Annotated in this window: 16 protein-coding genes; 3 read left to right on the forward strand and 13 right to left on the reverse strand. The window is 39.5% G+C overall.

Going from position 1 to position 16,412, the window contains the following annotated elements; translation table 11 throughout:
• Positions 1-20: 20 nt before the first annotated feature.
• The 13 genes from ACNEUN_RS04135 to ACNEUN_RS04195 form a co-directional block, all read right to left on the reverse strand.
• Entirely contained in the window at positions 21-1,388 is a 1,368-nt protein-coding gene (locus ACNEUN_RS04135; RefSeq protein ID WP_463631005.1) for a cell division protein PerM, read from the reverse strand.
• A 128-nt stretch (positions 1,389-1,516) separates the two neighbouring features.
• Positions 1,517-2,098, reverse strand: coding sequence for an adenine phosphoribosyltransferase (locus ACNEUN_RS04140; RefSeq protein WP_463631007.1), 582 nt, complete (start codon positions 2,096-2,098; stop codon positions 1,517-1,519).
• Positions 2,099-2,204: 106 nt separating this feature from the next.
• The gene (gene yajC / locus ACNEUN_RS04145) at positions 2,205-2,609 is read right to left on the reverse strand and encodes a preprotein translocase subunit YajC (protein WP_427876816.1); all 405 of its coding nucleotides are present in this window, start codon (positions 2,607-2,609) and stop codon (positions 2,205-2,207) included.
• A 59-nt stretch (positions 2,610-2,668) separates the two neighbouring features.
• The gene (ruvB, locus tag ACNEUN_RS04150) at positions 2,669-3,724 is read right to left on the reverse strand and encodes a Holliday junction branch migration DNA helicase RuvB (protein ID WP_463631099.1); all 1,056 of its coding nucleotides are present in this window, start codon (positions 3,722-3,724) and stop codon (positions 2,669-2,671) included.
• Positions 3,725-3,777: 53 nt separating this feature from the next.
• The gene (gene ruvA / locus ACNEUN_RS04155) at positions 3,778-4,398 is read right to left on the reverse strand and encodes a Holliday junction branch migration protein RuvA (protein ID WP_463631009.1); all 621 of its coding nucleotides are present in this window, start codon (positions 4,396-4,398) and stop codon (positions 3,778-3,780) included.
• Positions 4,399-4,513: 115 nt separating this feature from the next.
• The gene (gene ruvC, locus ACNEUN_RS04160; protein WP_427876813.1) at positions 4,514-5,095 is read right to left on the reverse strand and encodes a crossover junction endodeoxyribonuclease RuvC; all 582 of its coding nucleotides are present in this window, start codon (positions 5,093-5,095) and stop codon (positions 4,514-4,516) included.
• A gap of 6 nt (positions 5,096-5,101) precedes the next feature.
• Positions 5,102-5,860 (reverse strand): YebC/PmpR family DNA-binding transcriptional regulator, encoded by a 759-nt coding sequence (locus ACNEUN_RS04165; protein ID WP_463631011.1) that lies wholly within the window; start codon positions 5,858-5,860, stop codon positions 5,102-5,104.
• Between the two features lie 61 nt (positions 5,861-5,921).
• Positions 5,922-6,578: a CDP-alcohol phosphatidyltransferase family protein gene (locus ACNEUN_RS04170; protein WP_463631013.1), complete on the reverse strand. Its 657-nt coding sequence runs from the start codon at positions 6,576-6,578 to the stop codon at positions 5,922-5,924.
• A gap of 300 nt (positions 6,579-6,878) precedes the next feature.
• Positions 6,879-8,909, reverse strand: a complete 2,031-nt coding sequence (thrS, locus tag ACNEUN_RS04175; RefSeq protein ID WP_463631015.1) for a threonine--tRNA ligase — start codon at positions 8,907-8,909, stop codon at positions 6,879-6,881.
• Between the two features lie 251 nt (positions 8,910-9,160).
• Positions 9,161-10,063, reverse strand: coding sequence for a metal ABC transporter permease (locus ACNEUN_RS04180; protein WP_463631017.1), 903 nt, complete (start codon positions 10,061-10,063; stop codon positions 9,161-9,163).
• A gap of 2 nt (positions 10,064-10,065) precedes the next feature.
• Positions 10,066-11,037 (reverse strand): metal ABC transporter permease, encoded by a 972-nt coding sequence (locus ACNEUN_RS04185; RefSeq protein WP_463631019.1) that lies wholly within the window; start codon positions 11,035-11,037, stop codon positions 10,066-10,068.
• A complete protein-coding gene (locus ACNEUN_RS04190; protein ID WP_427876801.1) occupies positions 11,027-11,800 on the reverse strand; it encodes a metal ABC transporter ATP-binding protein in 774 nt (257 codons plus the stop codon). Before ACNEUN_RS04190 ends, ACNEUN_RS04185 begins: the two co-directional genes overlap by 11 nt.
• A gap of 47 nt (positions 11,801-11,847) precedes the next feature.
• Positions 11,848-13,029 (reverse strand): metal ABC transporter substrate-binding protein, encoded by a 1,182-nt coding sequence (locus ACNEUN_RS04195; protein WP_427876799.1) that lies wholly within the window; start codon positions 13,027-13,029, stop codon positions 11,848-11,850.
• Positions 13,030-13,616: 587 nt separating this feature from the next.
• On the opposite strand from ACNEUN_RS04195, the gene ACNEUN_RS04200 reads away from it, so the two are divergent.
• The 3 genes from ACNEUN_RS04200 (at position 13,617) to ACNEUN_RS04210 (ending at position 16,378) form a co-directional block, all read left to right on the forward strand.
• A complete protein-coding gene (locus ACNEUN_RS04200) occupies positions 13,617-14,570 on the forward strand; it encodes an ADP-dependent NAD(P)H-hydrate dehydratase (protein WP_463631101.1) in 954 nt (317 codons plus the stop codon).
• A gap of 90 nt (positions 14,571-14,660) precedes the next feature.
• Positions 14,661-15,311, forward strand: coding sequence for an HAD family hydrolase (locus ACNEUN_RS04205; protein ID WP_463631022.1), 651 nt, complete (start codon positions 14,661-14,663; stop codon positions 15,309-15,311).
• Between the two features lie 134 nt (positions 15,312-15,445).
• The gene (locus tag ACNEUN_RS04210; RefSeq protein WP_463631024.1) at positions 15,446-16,378 is read left to right on the forward strand and encodes a LysR family transcriptional regulator; all 933 of its coding nucleotides are present in this window, start codon (positions 15,446-15,448) and stop codon (positions 16,376-16,378) included.
• Positions 16,379-16,412 lie beyond the last annotated feature (34 nt).

Raw genomic sequence — 16,412 nt, forward strand, 5'->3', positions numbered from 1 at the left:
TTCCTTGATTTAGGTGAGGATTATTTTGTTACTATCTGCGAGGTCACCGTTCTAGGAGAAGATTGATTCGCAGATAAAGGTGGTTTCTTTTCTGTAATTGTTTTATTAGATTCTACATTTGGATTATTTTTATAAGACTTACGTCTCGTTATAAGAACGAAATACAAGTGTCTAATAAACCATACTGCAAGGCAAGATACAAGCACAGCAATCCATGCAATAGCACAAGCAAATAATGTTAAATGTCCTACTGCTCTAGTGCTATCAATAGCATCGACACCTATTGATGAAAGTCTTAAAGTTCCAAGAGCTCCATTAACTATGGAGAAAAATATGCTCATAATAACAGTAAGAACAGCTGAAATACCTACCAGCGTAAGAGCTGCACGAGAAAAATCAATAGACATCTCTTTTATGTCTAAACGCTCATCACTACCTTTAATCCTTAGGTTGCAGAAACGTTTATGAACTAGAACAATAATCATCAATATGACACACACTGAAGGAACAATATTGATGCTAATAATCCTGTACAAATTATCTTTAATTGGTTCAGGAAACACACCGAATACTGGTATAGGAGGTAAAACTTTTTTGAAAACACTTACCATAGTAAATTTGGCAACAGTTCCAATATGGAATCCTGCTCCACAAATCCACGAAAACGCCCACATAGCAACGTTCGGGAGCCATACCAGGCAAGCTAAAGTAGTTAATATTCTAGAACCAGTTTGCATACCAATTTTATTGTAATAAACTTCTACAGTTCCAGAACCAAAGAAGGACCATACAATAACAGTAATAACAGCAACACAAGCATAAAGCGAAAGCAACACCACTGTTGAAATTCGAACTACACGCATACTATGCAATATCCACTCAGGAAGATAATGCTTAATACGTTCATGCAAAATATTAGACAAAGAACTCTTTGGATATACTGCAAATATTAGCGCGACAACATAAAATATAGCGCTTTTAGTAACAATTATGGAGAAAGAGTCAGTAAAAATAGCGTTCGTATGTTGAGAAAGAATAGCATTCGCTAGTATCCAACATACGAAGCCAGTTGAGTATGATAGTACACTATCTTGGAATCTACGAATAAGTGATATTAGAAGAAGCAGTAATAGAAGCGTTAAACCTAAAGGAATTATAGTTAATACGCAATTTCCGATAGACAGACCAACACCTTGCGAGAATATTAGAACAGCCCATGTCATAGACATTGAAGAATCGGAAAGATTTCCAGTTCCCTCTTCAATAGACACCACAAGAAGAGTAAGAGAAAGAAAAAGACCAACTGATAAAGCAAATATGAATAATGCTACAAGAGGAGCTGCAATACCGCGGACAATATTAAGCGAAAACGACTTTAACTTATCCATACCAACCCCCTCTTTCATATTACTTACGTCAATAATTAATAATACTAAAATTTTTATTTTAAATTTTTAGAACTAGCATATGCGATTATTTAATATCATACGGTAGAAACGTAATATGGCATTAATAGTTATGCTGGCATTGTTGTTAAACTACTGCAATGATACTCACTTAAATCACTCATACCATTTATGCCAGTAAGTTCCATAACAAATTCAAAGCCTGCGACTTTTGCTTTAGATCTTTCAATAAGTTTTGCTGCAGCCTTAGCAGTACCACCTGTAGCTATAAGATCATCTACAATAAGCACTCGTTGACCAGGTTTAATAATATCTTTTTCAATCTCAACACTGGCTTTACCATATTCCAGATCGTATGATTCACTAACAACTTCTGGAGGTAATTTACCAGCTTTACGAATAGCAACAAAACCCTTTTTTAATCTAGATGCTAAAACTGGTCCAAATAAGAAACCTCTTGCTTCAAGACCAGCAATAATATCTATATCGTCAGCTTGTACTGGCAACGCATCTACTAAAGCTTCGATTAAAATACTAAAACCGCGAGCATCTGCAAAAACAGGTATAAAATCTCTAAAAGTAATCTCTGGGTTAGGAAAACCTGGAATTGTACGAATAAGCGAAACGAGATATTCTCTATCCTCTAAATTTACGTTTTGCAAAGGCTTTATAGTAATATCTTTTGTTTTCATAGTACCAAGTATTCTTTTCTCCAAAAGGATTACATATTTTACTAGAAAAGAGAGCAGTCAAGTCGTAACATTTTTTGCGCTACTCCTTGACTGCTATCACTACTATTTATTTATTTTCTGTACTAGCACTAGATTCTACTGTTTTCGAAGAATCTTCAACTTCTTTAGCATCCGTATCAGATTTGCTTTCAGAAGCTTTTTCAGCGGCTTCAGCTTCTTCATCACTGATAAACGCTGGACGAATATAAGTTCTGTTTACTGCGCGGAATGAAACACGAAGAAGTGATCCTTCTGAATCAATAACAATTTCTTCGTATTTTGCGTCTACGCTAACAACTTTGCCAATAATGCCACCAATTGTGATTACTTCCGTTCCTGCTTCCAATGAATCATGGAATGAACGCATCTCATTTTGGCGCTTTTTAGCGTTACGAGACTGGAACCACATCATAGCGACCATGAATACGATTAGGATGATTAGCATACCATATTGGCTAAGAACTTGGGGCACGATACACTCCTTAAATATCCAACCACAGGACAGTCGAAATGCTGCCCAAAATCATCATTTTATGCTATCTCGCTGACATTGTCAGGAGGGTTTATTCCTAAATGTTTCCATGCTTTATTAGTTGCCACACGACCTTTAGGAGTTCTTATTAAGAAACCTTCACGAACCAAATACGGCTCGCATACTGTTTCAACAGTTTCAGCTTCCTCTCCAACCATGGCAGCTAAATTACTAAGTCCTACAGGGCCGCCATTAAATTGTTTAACTATTGCTTGAAGAACAGCAATATCAAGCCTATCAAGACCTAAAGTATCAATCTGGTATAACGCTAAAGCATTAACAACATCTTCACGAGAAACTAAAGACAGTTCGTGAACAATAGCCCAATCTCGCACTCGTCTTAGCAAACGGTTTGCAATACGTGGTGTTCCTCTTGAGCGTAAGGATAATTCTTTAGCAGCTTGATCAGCAAGCTTAACTCCAAGAACTTTAGCAGAACGCTCAACGAGCTTTTCTAACTCTTCGTGAGGATAAAAATCAAGATGAGCTGTAAAACCAAAACGAGCACGCAGCGGAGAAGGAAGCATGCCCTCACGAGTAGTAGCTCCAATAACAGTAAAACGAGGAAGAGTTAATGGTATAGATGAAGCACCAGGGCCTTTACCAACCATAACATCAACTCGAAAATCTTCCATAGCAATATAAAGCAACTCTTCTGCAGCTCTAGGCAAACGATGAATCTCATCAATAAAAAGAACTTCACCAGTATCAAGCGCACTTAATATAGAAGCTAAATCTCCAGCATGCTGAATAGCAGGTCCAGAAGTAATCCTAATAGAAACACCAAGCTCATTAGCAACAATCATTGCAAGCGTTGTCTTACCAAGTCCTGGAGGGCCAGCGAGAAGCATGTGGTCAGGAGGAACGTCACGCTTTTTAGCAGCATCAAGAAAAAGCTGAAGTTGAGCTTTAAGAAGAGGCTGTCCTATAAATCCGTCCAAAGCATGAGGGCGTAATTCTTCGTCACTTAACTGCTCATTAGCTAAAGGAGAAGAAGAAACCATGCGCAACGAGTCTTCCGCAGCACCAGTATTTACTGCAGGAAAAGTACTCATACTGTCAACTGATAAATTATCCATATCATCCCCATAAATCATAATTCATCACACTATTTTCCTCTATCAAGAGCAGTTAAAGCCATCCTCAACACTTTAGGAACATCAGATTCTGATATCGGCAATGCAATATCGTAACGTTCACACACCGAGTTCACTGCATATTGCGCATCACTTTGCTTCCAACCAAGAGACATAAGACCATCAACAATAGATTGCATAGAAGAATCTACAGCATTACGGCGAGAAGTTGAATCAGAATCATGCATTGAATCAATATCAATAGAGCCTTTAAGCTCTAAAATAATTTTTTGCGCGCCTTTTTTACCCAAGCCAGGAGCAGAAGAAAGCTCGCTAATATTACCCTCTTCAATAGCCTTCAAAAGACGATCAACATTAAGTGTAGAAAGCAAAGAAAGCGCAACTTTCGGACCTATTCCACTTACTTTTTGAACTTGCAAAAACATTTTCTTTGCAGATTGACTAGTAAATCCATACAAAGTTAAAGAATCTTGAGAGACCTGCAAAGAAGTATAAACCGTAACTTCCTGTCCATCTCTTAAAGAAGAAAGATCAGTTGAAGGCATATAAGTTTCGTATCCTATACCTGAAACAACAATAAGCGCAGCGTGAGCGTCAACAGACACTACTTTCCCAACCAGCATACCTATCACAAGCACTCACCTTCTTCCTAACTCAACTTGCAAATAAACCAACAATACACTCGAAAACTAATCTATTTATGCGCTACAAAACAAACATAAATAGAACAGATGTTCTATAAGTATCCTACATTCCTCGAGAGACAGATTTATTTGTGCGAGCCGCGCGTTGAGCTAAAGCCCACTGCTTTTGAGCTGAGGTTAAATGCTGCTCGCGCTCACCACCTTGCAAAGCACCTTCTGGTCGAAGAGCATGACAAATTGCTTGAGCTAAAGCATCTGCAGCATCTGCAGGAGTAGGCAAAACATTAAGACCAAGCAAACGCGCAACCATGCGTTCCACTTGCATTTTATCCGCTTTTCCGTTCCCAGCAACAGCAAGTTTAACTTCAGTAGGAGTATGCAAAGCAACAGGAATGCTATGCTGAGCTGCAGCAAGCATAGCAAGTCCTGCAACTTGAGCAGTACCTAGAACAGTATTTCGATTTTCTTGCGCAAAAACTCGCTCTACAGAAACAACATCCGGAGAAAACCGCTCAATTTTTTTGACTAAACCGTTATATATAGAAAGAAGACGCAAATCCTGCGAAACGTCAGGATCACTACGTAACACATCGACGTGAATAAAAGAAAGCCGACGTGAAACGCCGGCTTCAATCACGCCGACCCCGCAACGCGTAAGCCCGGGATCAACGCCAAAAATCATCATAGGAGATTATTCGTCTTCCTCAAGCTGAGCCATCACCTCGTCGGAAGCAGTCCAGTTGCTATAAATATTCTGAACGTCATCGAGGTCATCGAGATTATCAATCAAACGAGAAACCTTCTGAGCATCTTCAAAACTCAACTCAACTTCGTTATTTGGATGCATAATAACGTCAGCAGAATCGTAGTCGAAACCAGCTTCCTGCAATGCCTTACGAACTGTAACCAAATCGCTAGAATTAGTGTAAACGGAGTAAACGTCTCCGTCATCAACAACATCTTCAGCACCAGCTTCAGCTGCAACATCAAAAAGCTTATCGTAATCAACGCCTTCAGATGGAACTTCAATCAAACCCTTACGTTCGAAGTTAAAGCTCACAGAACCACTTGTAGCCAAAGAGCCATTACCCTTAGTAAGAGTTGAACGTACATCAGCAGCAGCACGATTACGGTTATCTGTAAGGCACTCGATAATCAAGCCAACACCTGCAGGAGCGTAACCTTCGTAGACAATCTCCTCATAGTTAGCGCCGCCAGCTTCTTCACCAGAGCCACGCTTTACAGCGCGCTTGATGTTATCGGCAGGCATAGAAGCTTTCTTAGCTTTTACGATGGCATCGTACAATGTAGGATTACCATCAGGATCACCACCGCCCAAACGAGCAGCAATTTCAATGTTCTTAATAAGCTTGGCAAAAAGCTTGCCGCGCTTTGCGTCTATAGCGGCCTTCTTGTGCTTTGTAGTCGCCCACTTGGAATGACCTGACATGATACTCCTAAAACGTACAGTTAATCAAACGAAACGATTTTATTGCGCTTTCAAGACAAATTTACTCACTTATACGATTAAGGCTTTTTTTGACTTCAAAAATTCTCTGGAAAACGGTAATAATACCGCCAATAGCAAGCAAAATCATAGAAAGACTTAACCAAAAAAGTTGATTTGTAAGACCAACAAGTCCCATAGATACAAGGATCACAGCTACGCGATCTGCGCGAGTGATTAAACCTTTTTTAGGATCGACATTTATTGACTGCCCTCTAGCGCGAGTGTATGAAGTTACGAAAGCTCCCATAAGAGCAATCAAACAACTTAACAATCCTACGTATTTTATTATGTTTCCATTAAAAGTTGGAATCCAAGTGCACATTTCTTTTTCGTGAGCTTTATACAAGCATATGCACACTGATATAAATAAAGACCAGTCCGCAATACGATCAAGAGTTGAGTCAAGAAATGCACCAAATTTAGTACCGCCTGTTGTTAAAGCAGCAACAGAACCGTCTAAACTGTCTGCAAGCACAAAAACAGTTAAGAATATAGTACCAATAACAAACTGTTTACTAAAAGCAGTAGCAAAAGCAATAATAACTACTGCTACCGTGCCAACAATTGTTATTGAATTAGCAGTTACGCCTAGTCGCACTAGGAATTTTGCAATTGGAGAAATAGCACGTTTAAATCCACTGCGTAATGATTCCAGCATTGAATTCAACCTTCCTAGCGTAACTAAACAAATAAGGCTTGTGTTTAATAAACAATCCCATACTAACCAAGCGACTGTAAGAAGATACAAACACCGTTACTAACTCAGATAACAAACTGAGAAAATAACGGTAAATAGCAAAACACCGTTAAAAACTCAGTCAACAAACTGAGAAAATAACGGTGTAGAGATTTAGATATAAAAAAGCCCACACAACGCTAAGAAGTGTGGGCTTTTTATTTACGGATTCAGCTTACATTCAGATTTAGGCTAGCTAGATTACCACCTAGCTAACTTAAATTACTTAGTGTAGCACTCGAAATCTTCGGCGGTATTCACCTGAACGCGCTGCTTAATAATGGACAAAATCCACTCTTTAGCTTGCTCAACTGGAACACCATTCAATTGGCTGCCATCGCGGAAGCGGAAGCTCACAGCATTGTTGTTCACATCCTCTTCACCAGCAATCAAAGTGAAAGGCACCTTAGACTTAGAAGCGTTACGAATCTTCTTGCCAAAGCGATCGTCGGAGCTGTCCATTTCGCAACGAACCATATTCTCTTCCAAATCACTAATAAACTTTTGCAAGTGTGGAGCAAACTCGTCTGCAACAGGAACACCAGTTACCTGAACTGGAGCCAACCATGCTGGGAATGCGCCTGCATAATGCTCAAGCAAAATAGCGAAGAAACGCTCAATAGAACCGAAGAGTGCGCGGTGAATCATAACCGGACGCTGGTGGCTACCATCAGCTGCAATGTACTCCAACTTAAAACGCTCAGGCAAGTTGAAGTCGAGCTGAATAGTAGAAACCTGCCAAGTGCGGCCGATTGCGTCGCGTGCCTGCACAGAAATCTTCGGGCCGTAGAATGCAGCTCCACCTGGATCGTCCACGAGTTCCAAACCAGATTCTTTAGCAACCTCTGCCAAAGTGTTAGTTGCTTCTTCCCAAATCTCGTCGGAACCAACGAACTTGTGCTCATCCTTAGTGGAAAGCTCCAAGTAGAAGTCGTTCAAACCGAAGTCTTTAAGAAGACCAAGCACAAAGTTAAGCAAGCTCTTCAACTCATCGCGCATCTGCTCACGAGTGCAGTAAATATGCGAATCATCCTGAGTCAAGCCACGCACGCGAGTTAAGCCATGAACAACGCCAGACTTTTCGTAGCGATACACGGTACCAAACTCAAACAAGCGCAAAGGAAGCTCACGATAAGAACGCTGACGAGACTTAAAGATCAAGTTATGCATTGGGCAATTCATTGGCTTCAAGTAGTAGTCAGCGCCCTGGCGGGTTACGTTACCGTTTTCGTCGCGCTCTTCGTCAAGCTTCATTGGAGGATACATGCCATCCTTGTACCACTGCAAGTGGCCGGAAGTCTCATACAATCCACCCTTAGTAATGTGAGGAGTTTGTACGAAGCTGTAGTGATGCTTGCGATGCTGCTCGCGAGAATAATCTTCCATTGCGTTAATGATTGCAGCACCCTTTGGATGGAACACTGCCAAGCCTGGGCCAATCTCATCTGGGAAGGAGAACAAATCCATCTCTTGGCCGAGCTTACGATGATCACGCTTAGCAGCTTCTTCCATACGAGTTGTGTAAGCCTTAAGTTCTTCCTTGCTTGGCCATGCAGTTCCGTAAATGCGCTGAAGCATAGGATTCTGCTCCGAGCCACGCCAGTAAGCTGCAGCTACACGCTCAAGCTTAAAAGCCTTAATATAGCGAGTATTTGGCAAGTGAGGTCCGCGGCACAAATCGCTCCAAACTTTATTGCCTTCGCGATCCAAATTGTCGTACATGCTAAGCTCATGCTTGCTGATTTCGCCAGCAGCAGCCGGATCAAGAGCCGCTTCCTTATCCCCAATCAACTCCAACTTATAAGGTTGGTTTGCTTCTTCAGCGCGCGCTTCATCTTCTGTTACAACGCGACGACGGAAGGATTGAGACTCTTTAATAATGCGCTGCATATGCTTTTCGATTTGCTTCAAATCGTCTGGCGTAAATGGAGTATCAACATCGAAATCGTAGTAGAAGCCGTCTTTAATTACAGGACCTACGCCCAACTTTGCGTCTGGTCGAATTTCTTGAACAGCTTGAGCCATCACATGGGTAGCGGAATGACGCATGATTGCGATGCCATCTTCACTATCAAGAGCTACTGATTCCACGGTATCGCCGTCATGAAGAGGCGTGTACAAATCACGCAACTCGCCATTTAAACGCACGGCAATAATATTCTTATCTTCCGCGAAAAGTTCAACGCCAGTGAAGCTTGCATCCACCTCCTTGCGTTCCTCGTTTACGGTGATGGAGATGGTATTTTCAGCCATAATTGTCCTTTTCTATCGGGGTCTTGCGTTACTAATGTGCAGACCTGGACTTGTGTGGCGTCGATGAATTTATAAACATATCACATACATAAACGGCTTACGCAACAAAATTACGCAAGCCGTTTAAAACAACGACGTCAATCGCGCGCATTTTTCACGCACAATTGCTTGTCACTCTAGAACACACAGCAGACAGAATAGTAAAATTACTAAAAACTAATAGATTTTTGTAATTATTTTCGCTAATTGTATTAAATTTTACTAAATACTCTACTTGCTAGTTTTTGTTTAGAAGAAAAATGCTTTGTAAATAACTGATGTAAGGCAACAAATAAACTTTCACATAACTTCACTGCAAGGAAGAAAGCTCCAGCAACGATTGCTATACTACCGCCAGCAGAAAGACTAAATATTACCGCTATACCCAATCCAGCTAAAGCAATAATCACAGAAGTTAAAACGCAAGCAATAACAAACATGTGAATTGACGAGACTCTGCCCTTAAGCGCTGCAGCAGGTGCAGCTATAAGAGAGACAGAAACAACAGTTCCAACCGCAGGAATAATAACAGAAACAGTTATGATAATAAGAGCTAATACAAGACCTTGCATTAATCCAGCTCTTCCACCAGAAGCTTTGTAATCAGTAGGATCAAAAGAGCAGTGAACCAAGTTAGCAGCGTTCAACATCCAAAGTAATAATGCTAGCAAAAGCGTAAATGATGCAGCTGCAACATCAGCATGAGTACAATTCAGCAATGATCCTGCTAAGAAGCTTTCAATACGTAACGGAAGAGGAGCAAACCACTTGTTTAAAAAGTATCCACTTGCAAAGCCAACAGTAAGCGTAATTCCAGCAGCAGCTTGAGAAGATATTCCTTTTAATTTGGAAAGAGCATGCATTACAAAAGAAAGAACTATACAAGCAAAAGCTGCTCCAACAAATAATCCTATAGAAAGAATATTCTGATCAATTGTGTACATTGAGGTTACAACTACACCTAAAACTGCTCCAGGAAATGCAGCATGTGTAATAGATTCAGTGAAGAAAATACGCTGATTTAATAAAGCTAGTGATCCAACAAGTCCACACAAGGCTCCTACAACTACCGCCTCAACCATGGGAAGCGCAATAATTTGCCACATACTTACCATGATTAGCCTCGCTTTGCGTCAGTAAGATCAGTAAGATCAACATCAGTATCTGACTGAGAATTACTTAATTTCAAAATTCTTTTAGATTGAAGCAGTGAATATATGCATCTATAAATTGTTCGTAGAATAAGTACAACCACGAACATTGCGCATATGCTTAAAGCAACTGCAGCTTGAGGAGAAATAGGGTGATCTAATTCGAGATTCATCACATACATTCCAAGCAAAACTCCAGCAATACCAACGCCAATAGCCACGAAAGCCATTGATCTGACAGTTCTTGCAACTAATCTTGCGCTAGCTCCAGGAATTATCAAATATCCTATAACAAGCAGCACTCCAACCGCGGATGATGCTGAAACAACTACTGCAGCAATTCCAGCATTCAAAATTATGTCAACAAAAAGAGTATTTACGCCCATAAGACGTGCGCTCGTTCTATCAAATGCCACAATAACTTGCTGTTTCCAAGTCAGTAGCAAAACAATTATAGTTAGCAAGCAAATCCACATAGCTTGGGTCATTCTATCGTCAGTAACGTCAAGAAGTCGCCCAAACATAAGAGCTTCTAACTGTCCTGACATATCTCCTTTTTTAAGCGAGATAACGATTCCACACGCGAAGAATGTTGTGAGAACAGTTGCAATAATAGACTCGTTTATTCGTTCACATCTTGTGGCAAATACAAGCGCAATTACTAAAATTACAGCGCAAATGGACGCACCGGGAAGAATATTATCTATACCACCGTAAAGCGCTCCAACAACTATACCTGGGAATATTCCATGAACAAACGCTTCAGCATTAAACTCAGCGCAACGCAAATTCACAAAAACACCTACTACGCCACTCGCTATTGCAAGCATAACTAGCAGACAGAACGGTCGAAAAAGATAAGGTGCTGATGCTATAAAATCAAGCTCATCAATTGGTTCTAAAAGTTGCCTCAAATATTCAACGAGTTCAGCTAGCATGATTCTCACCCTTTAAAGAGTTTGAATCATCATTATTTGCAGACTCATCAGAAATTTCATTAAGCGTCAATCCGGCTGTTGATGCTGGAATAGTACCGCCGTATGCAATAGAAATATTTTCTTTTGTCATTACTTCTCGCAAATTTCCGAATGCTATTTGCTTACCAGCTAGCAACAATGCTTTTTCACATATAGCGTCAGCTATAACAAGATCATGTGTAGAAACTACGAAAGATATACCTTCTTGTTTCGCTGATTTCATAATTGTAAGAAGTTCTCGCCTATTCGGCTCATCTAAACCATTAAACGGTTCATCAAGTAATATTAAAGTCGGCTTTGCAACTATAGCTCTAGCAAGAAGAACTCGCTGTCTTTGACCTCCAGAAAGATCACCAAAGCGCATGTCTGCACGTTTTAAAAGACCAACGTGACGAAGAGCGTCCTCAACGGCAGCTTTCTGCGATTTACGCAAAATACCAAAGAATCCAGTTTTTCTGCTCAATCCCATGGCTACTACTTGCCTAGCAGTGATTGGAAATGTCAAGTCCAAATCAACTTGCTGAGGAACGTAGCCAATTGAGATTGACTTTGGCATGCGTAACTCTCCATGACTTACGCGCACAATTCCGATTATGGCCTGCAAAAACGTTGTTTTTCCAGATCCATTTGGACCGATCAAAGCCAAAGCCTCACCAGATTCTAAGCTACCGTTAATCCCAGTAACTACGGTTTTATAGCCGTATGCTAGGTCGCAATCTTTCATTGCGAGGACGCTCTTACTCACTATTTACCGACCTTTTATATCGTTAACTACTTCTTCAACATGGACTTAATCGTGTCTGGAAGCTCTGGAACCTTACCATTCCAAGCCTTCACTAAGGTTTCAACATTGTGAACGATGGATCCAATATAAGTTTCTCCCGCAGAGCCTACTGGTCCAAGAGAATCACCATATAAAGCATCGTCACCAATAATAGCTTTTACACCTGCCGCAGAAGCAACAGCCTTGATTGACTTAGAATTGTTGGAATTTTCAGCAAAGAGCGCTACCGCACCAGACTTTTTAACAGCTTCTGCAGCTTGCTTAATATGCTCAGCTGTTGCATCCTGCTGGCTATTGAAGTCAGATAGTGCAGCACCTATGAACTTTACGTCGTAATCTCTTGAGAAGTATCCGAAAGCATCATGAGAAGTGAAGAGAACGCGATGCTCCTTAGGAACACTATTCAAAGCTTCAGTAGCCCATGAATCCAAATCAGTCAAAGACTTTGTAAACTTTTCAACGTGCTCGTCGAAAATTGTTTTGCTTCCAGGAAGAGCTTTACCGAGGAAATTACCGATATTCTTAACCTGAATCATAGTGTTCTTAGTGCTTGTCCAAATATGTGGATCATATTGGAATTCAGGCTCTTTTTCACCTTCTTCTGGAGGGAATGGCCACTTTTCAGCATGCACTTTAGCAATACCACGATCAATCTTGTATGGAAGATTCTTTTCTTTAGCAGCTTCAGCCTTTGGATCTTTAATTTCATCAGCTGTAAGAATACCGGATGTTACGCCCATAGTGCCTTTGAAGCCAGTTGCTTTTACAGCCTGATCCAAGAAGTGCTCAAGATCAACGCCAGAAACCAGCATTAAGTCAGCTTTAGATAATGCTTTAGATTGAGCTGGAGTCATTTCGTGTTCGTGAGCAGAAGCATTCGGTGCGAGTAAGCATGTCAAATTAATAGTGGACTTTGCTTTATCTTGAGGAGCTCCGATTACAGACTTCTTACCTTGAGAATCGGTTTTGTTTAGACTTAATCCAGATTTTGCGTCTGCAGTTGACGCAATTTGTGTTACGTAATCGCAAATCTGAGTAGTTGTTGCAACTACGTTCACTTGATTACCTTTTGCTTTGCTATCAGAGTTCTTTGAAGAACCACAAGCACTCATAGAAGTTGCTAGTAATGCAACCGCAGCAGCAGTTGCGAAAATTCGTGCAGTTTTCACATTGTTCCTTTCAGGAATCTTTAGCGTTATTGCAGGGGTCGATTTCGAGACTTTGCTCATGAAAAAAATAATCATTCGCAATAACGCTTATAGCATAAGAAAAATATGCGCATAGGTCAATCAAAAATGTGGAAAAATATAATTTATTTTTAAAAAACGCGTTTTGCTAAAATTTTATCTGATATAATACTATTTTTTTGATTTGATGCATAAAATCAAACAAAAAATAACATAGATAAAACGGCTATATATAAGCAAATACTGAAAGCACTAATAAATTTGTTATATCAAATATTTCTGCTATAAAAAATTCTAATTTTTACCTCAACACGCTCGACACGCCGCAACACGCGAATAACTCAAAAATTACATTTCTTCTCAAAATATTTACATATTGGAACACAACATATGTTAATCGAACAATACATTTGTCCAAATATAAAAAATAAAACAGTAAACTAACAAACTTACTAACATGCATCACAACGATTAAACTTAATAATATGACATTCCAAGAAACCCAGCTAAACCTACATTCTCAAAATAGTTATTCACAAACAGAAGGCACATCTGCAATAGAAATTAACATGCAAACTGTGTCAAAATACGTACGAACCCCACAAAGTACTGACAATAAGTATTCACGAGGAGTTCTTGGTTTAATCACAGGTTCAAATTCGTATCCCGGAGCAGCAGTATTAAGTACTAAAGCAGCTGCATATTGCAATATAGGAATGGTGCGTTACGCAGGACCGTTACGCGCACAAAATTTAGTATTACAATCACTGCCAGAAGCAGTCGTTTCTGAAAAATTACAAGGAAAAATAAACGCTTTAACAATAGGGTCAGGAATATCAGATTCAGAACACAGTTACGACGAAGAAACAAAATCTCAACGAAAATATATAGAAGAAATACTCAAAAAATACGAATCTGAAGAAAATAATATACAATCAGAAACTCAAAAATCCTTGCCGCCAGTATGCGTAGACGCAGGCGCTTTAGACTTACTACCAAAAAACGTTTGCCAAAAAGTAATTTTAACTCCACACGCCGGCGAATTAAGTTACCTTTTTAAACGATATGATTCTTGCATAAGCTCGCAGCAAATAATAAGCAATCCAATTTATTACGCACAAAAAGCAGCAGATCTTACTGGCGCAACAGTACTACTTAAAGGCGCAAAAACAATTGTTGCATCGCCAAAAAATCTTAATAAACCAGTATATGTAGCACAATATGGTCCATCTTGGCTCGCAACAGCAGGATCTGGAGATGTACTGTCTGGAATTATTGGCGCTACTCTCGCTCAACAGGAAGAAACTATCGAAAACTACGCTATTATTGCGGCTAGCGCAGCAGTAATACATGGCATTTCAGCAATGTTGGCAGCTTATAGCAGTAGCGAAAATAATTACACACAGTTTGTTAAGGAACTTGTGAAAGCCAAGAAACCTCTTATGCTTGAACACCCAATTGTTGCTAGCGACATAATCGCAGCATTACCACACGTTTTTGGGATTCTCATAAATATGAAGTGAAATCTTAAAAATAAGCTAATAAAAATACGCAAACAAACACGAAAAACAAATATGAAAAACAAATACGAAAAAATAGGAAGTATCAAAAATATGAACAGTACAAAAACAGTTGAGATTCACGACGTTATGTTTGATTACTGCAAAGTTCTATTAGAGTGGAACTGTAGAAATTGCTTAGAAAAACAATTCCCAAATTTAGTTGATACGATTTGCCCTAATGGAAGCTTTGGAAAGGACGATTTAGCCGGATTCTACGAGTTTGAAGATCGCATGGACGGCGGCGAACTTTTGAAAGATCTTATGCCTGAATACGAACGCCGTTTTGGAAGTGAACTCGCTGAAGCTTTCCGCTGGTACTGCGCACACTATGATCAAGTTCTTACGCGCATGATGCCTGGCATGGTTGATTTGCTGAAAGATTTACGAAATGCAGGTTATGGTGTTTGGGGATTAACGAATTGGTCTAGTGAGACTTTCCCACTTGCGTTGAAAAAATTCCCAGAGATTTCAACACTTCTGCAAGGAACTATTATTTCTGGTGTAGAACATTTGCATAAGCCACAGCCGGAAATTTTCAAACTTGCTATTAGTAGGTTTGGACTAAAAGCTGAAAGTACAGTATTTTTTGACGACAAACCGCAAAATATTGATGGTGCTAATAATGTAAATATGAATGCATTTGTATTTACAACAGCTGAACAAGCACGCAAAGATTTAGCTTCACTAGGCGTAAGTTTATAGTAGTTATGTAACAGTTAGCTAACGCTTAAGCAGTGACAGAATTGTTGAGTAAAAGCTCTATTTAATTTAAATACACTGAGAAATAGAAAAATTAAATAGAAAAATTATAAAAAGCAGCCAGGAAGGTACTTATTATGACGCTACTTCAGTTGAAGTACATTGTAAAAATTTTCGAATGCGGATCTATGAATGAAGCGTCACATGAATTATATGTATCACAACCAGCTTTAAGTTCTTCAGTTCGCGAACTAGAGAGAGAACTCGGCATAGAAATTTTTATGAGATCATCTCAAGGAATTGTTCTTACTGTAGAAGGTGCAGAATTTCTGACTTACGCGAGGCAGGTTTTAGATCAAGCTGCATTACTTGAGGAAAGATATTCTAGTAAAAAACCTAGAAGGCAATTATGCAGCGTGGCTACTCAACATTACATGTTTGCTGTTGAAGCTTTCGTAGAAATGATTCGTAGCATACAGTCAAATGAGTATGAGTTTTCTATTAGAGAAACACGTACAAAAAATATTATTAATCAAGTTAATGATATGCGCGCAGACATAGGAATCTTGTATCTTTCAGACTACAATAAAGATGTTATTGGAAAAATGCTAAGAGAAAAGCATTTAGAATTTCACCCACTTTTCCGCGCAAAGCTTCATGTTTTTATTTCGAAAGACAATCCACTTGCTTCAAAAAGCAGTTTAACTTTGGACGATTTAAAACCATATCCTTTTATACAATACGAGCAGGGCGAAGATGGAAGTTTCTTCTTTGCAGAAGAGGCAGTTTGGCCTAATCATCCTCCAAAGAAAATTAATGTAAGTGACCGCGCAACAATTCTTAACTTTATTATTGGTTTAAACGGTTACACAGTTTGCACTGGAATTGACAACGGCGATCTTAATAATGAAAAAATTGTTACGATTCCTTTGGAGTGCGAAGAAACAATGCTTGTTGGCTGGATAAAAAATGAGAGAACAAATCTTTCTGACGCAGCCCACACATACTTATTGCAACTACAGTCTGTTCTTACTAATCATGGGTACAATCTCATAACTAAAGTGCAGTAAAAGTAGCAAGAGTAGAAAAAATAGCAAAAAATAG

This window comes from Gardnerella sp. C0684A1 (assembly GCF_055326835.1).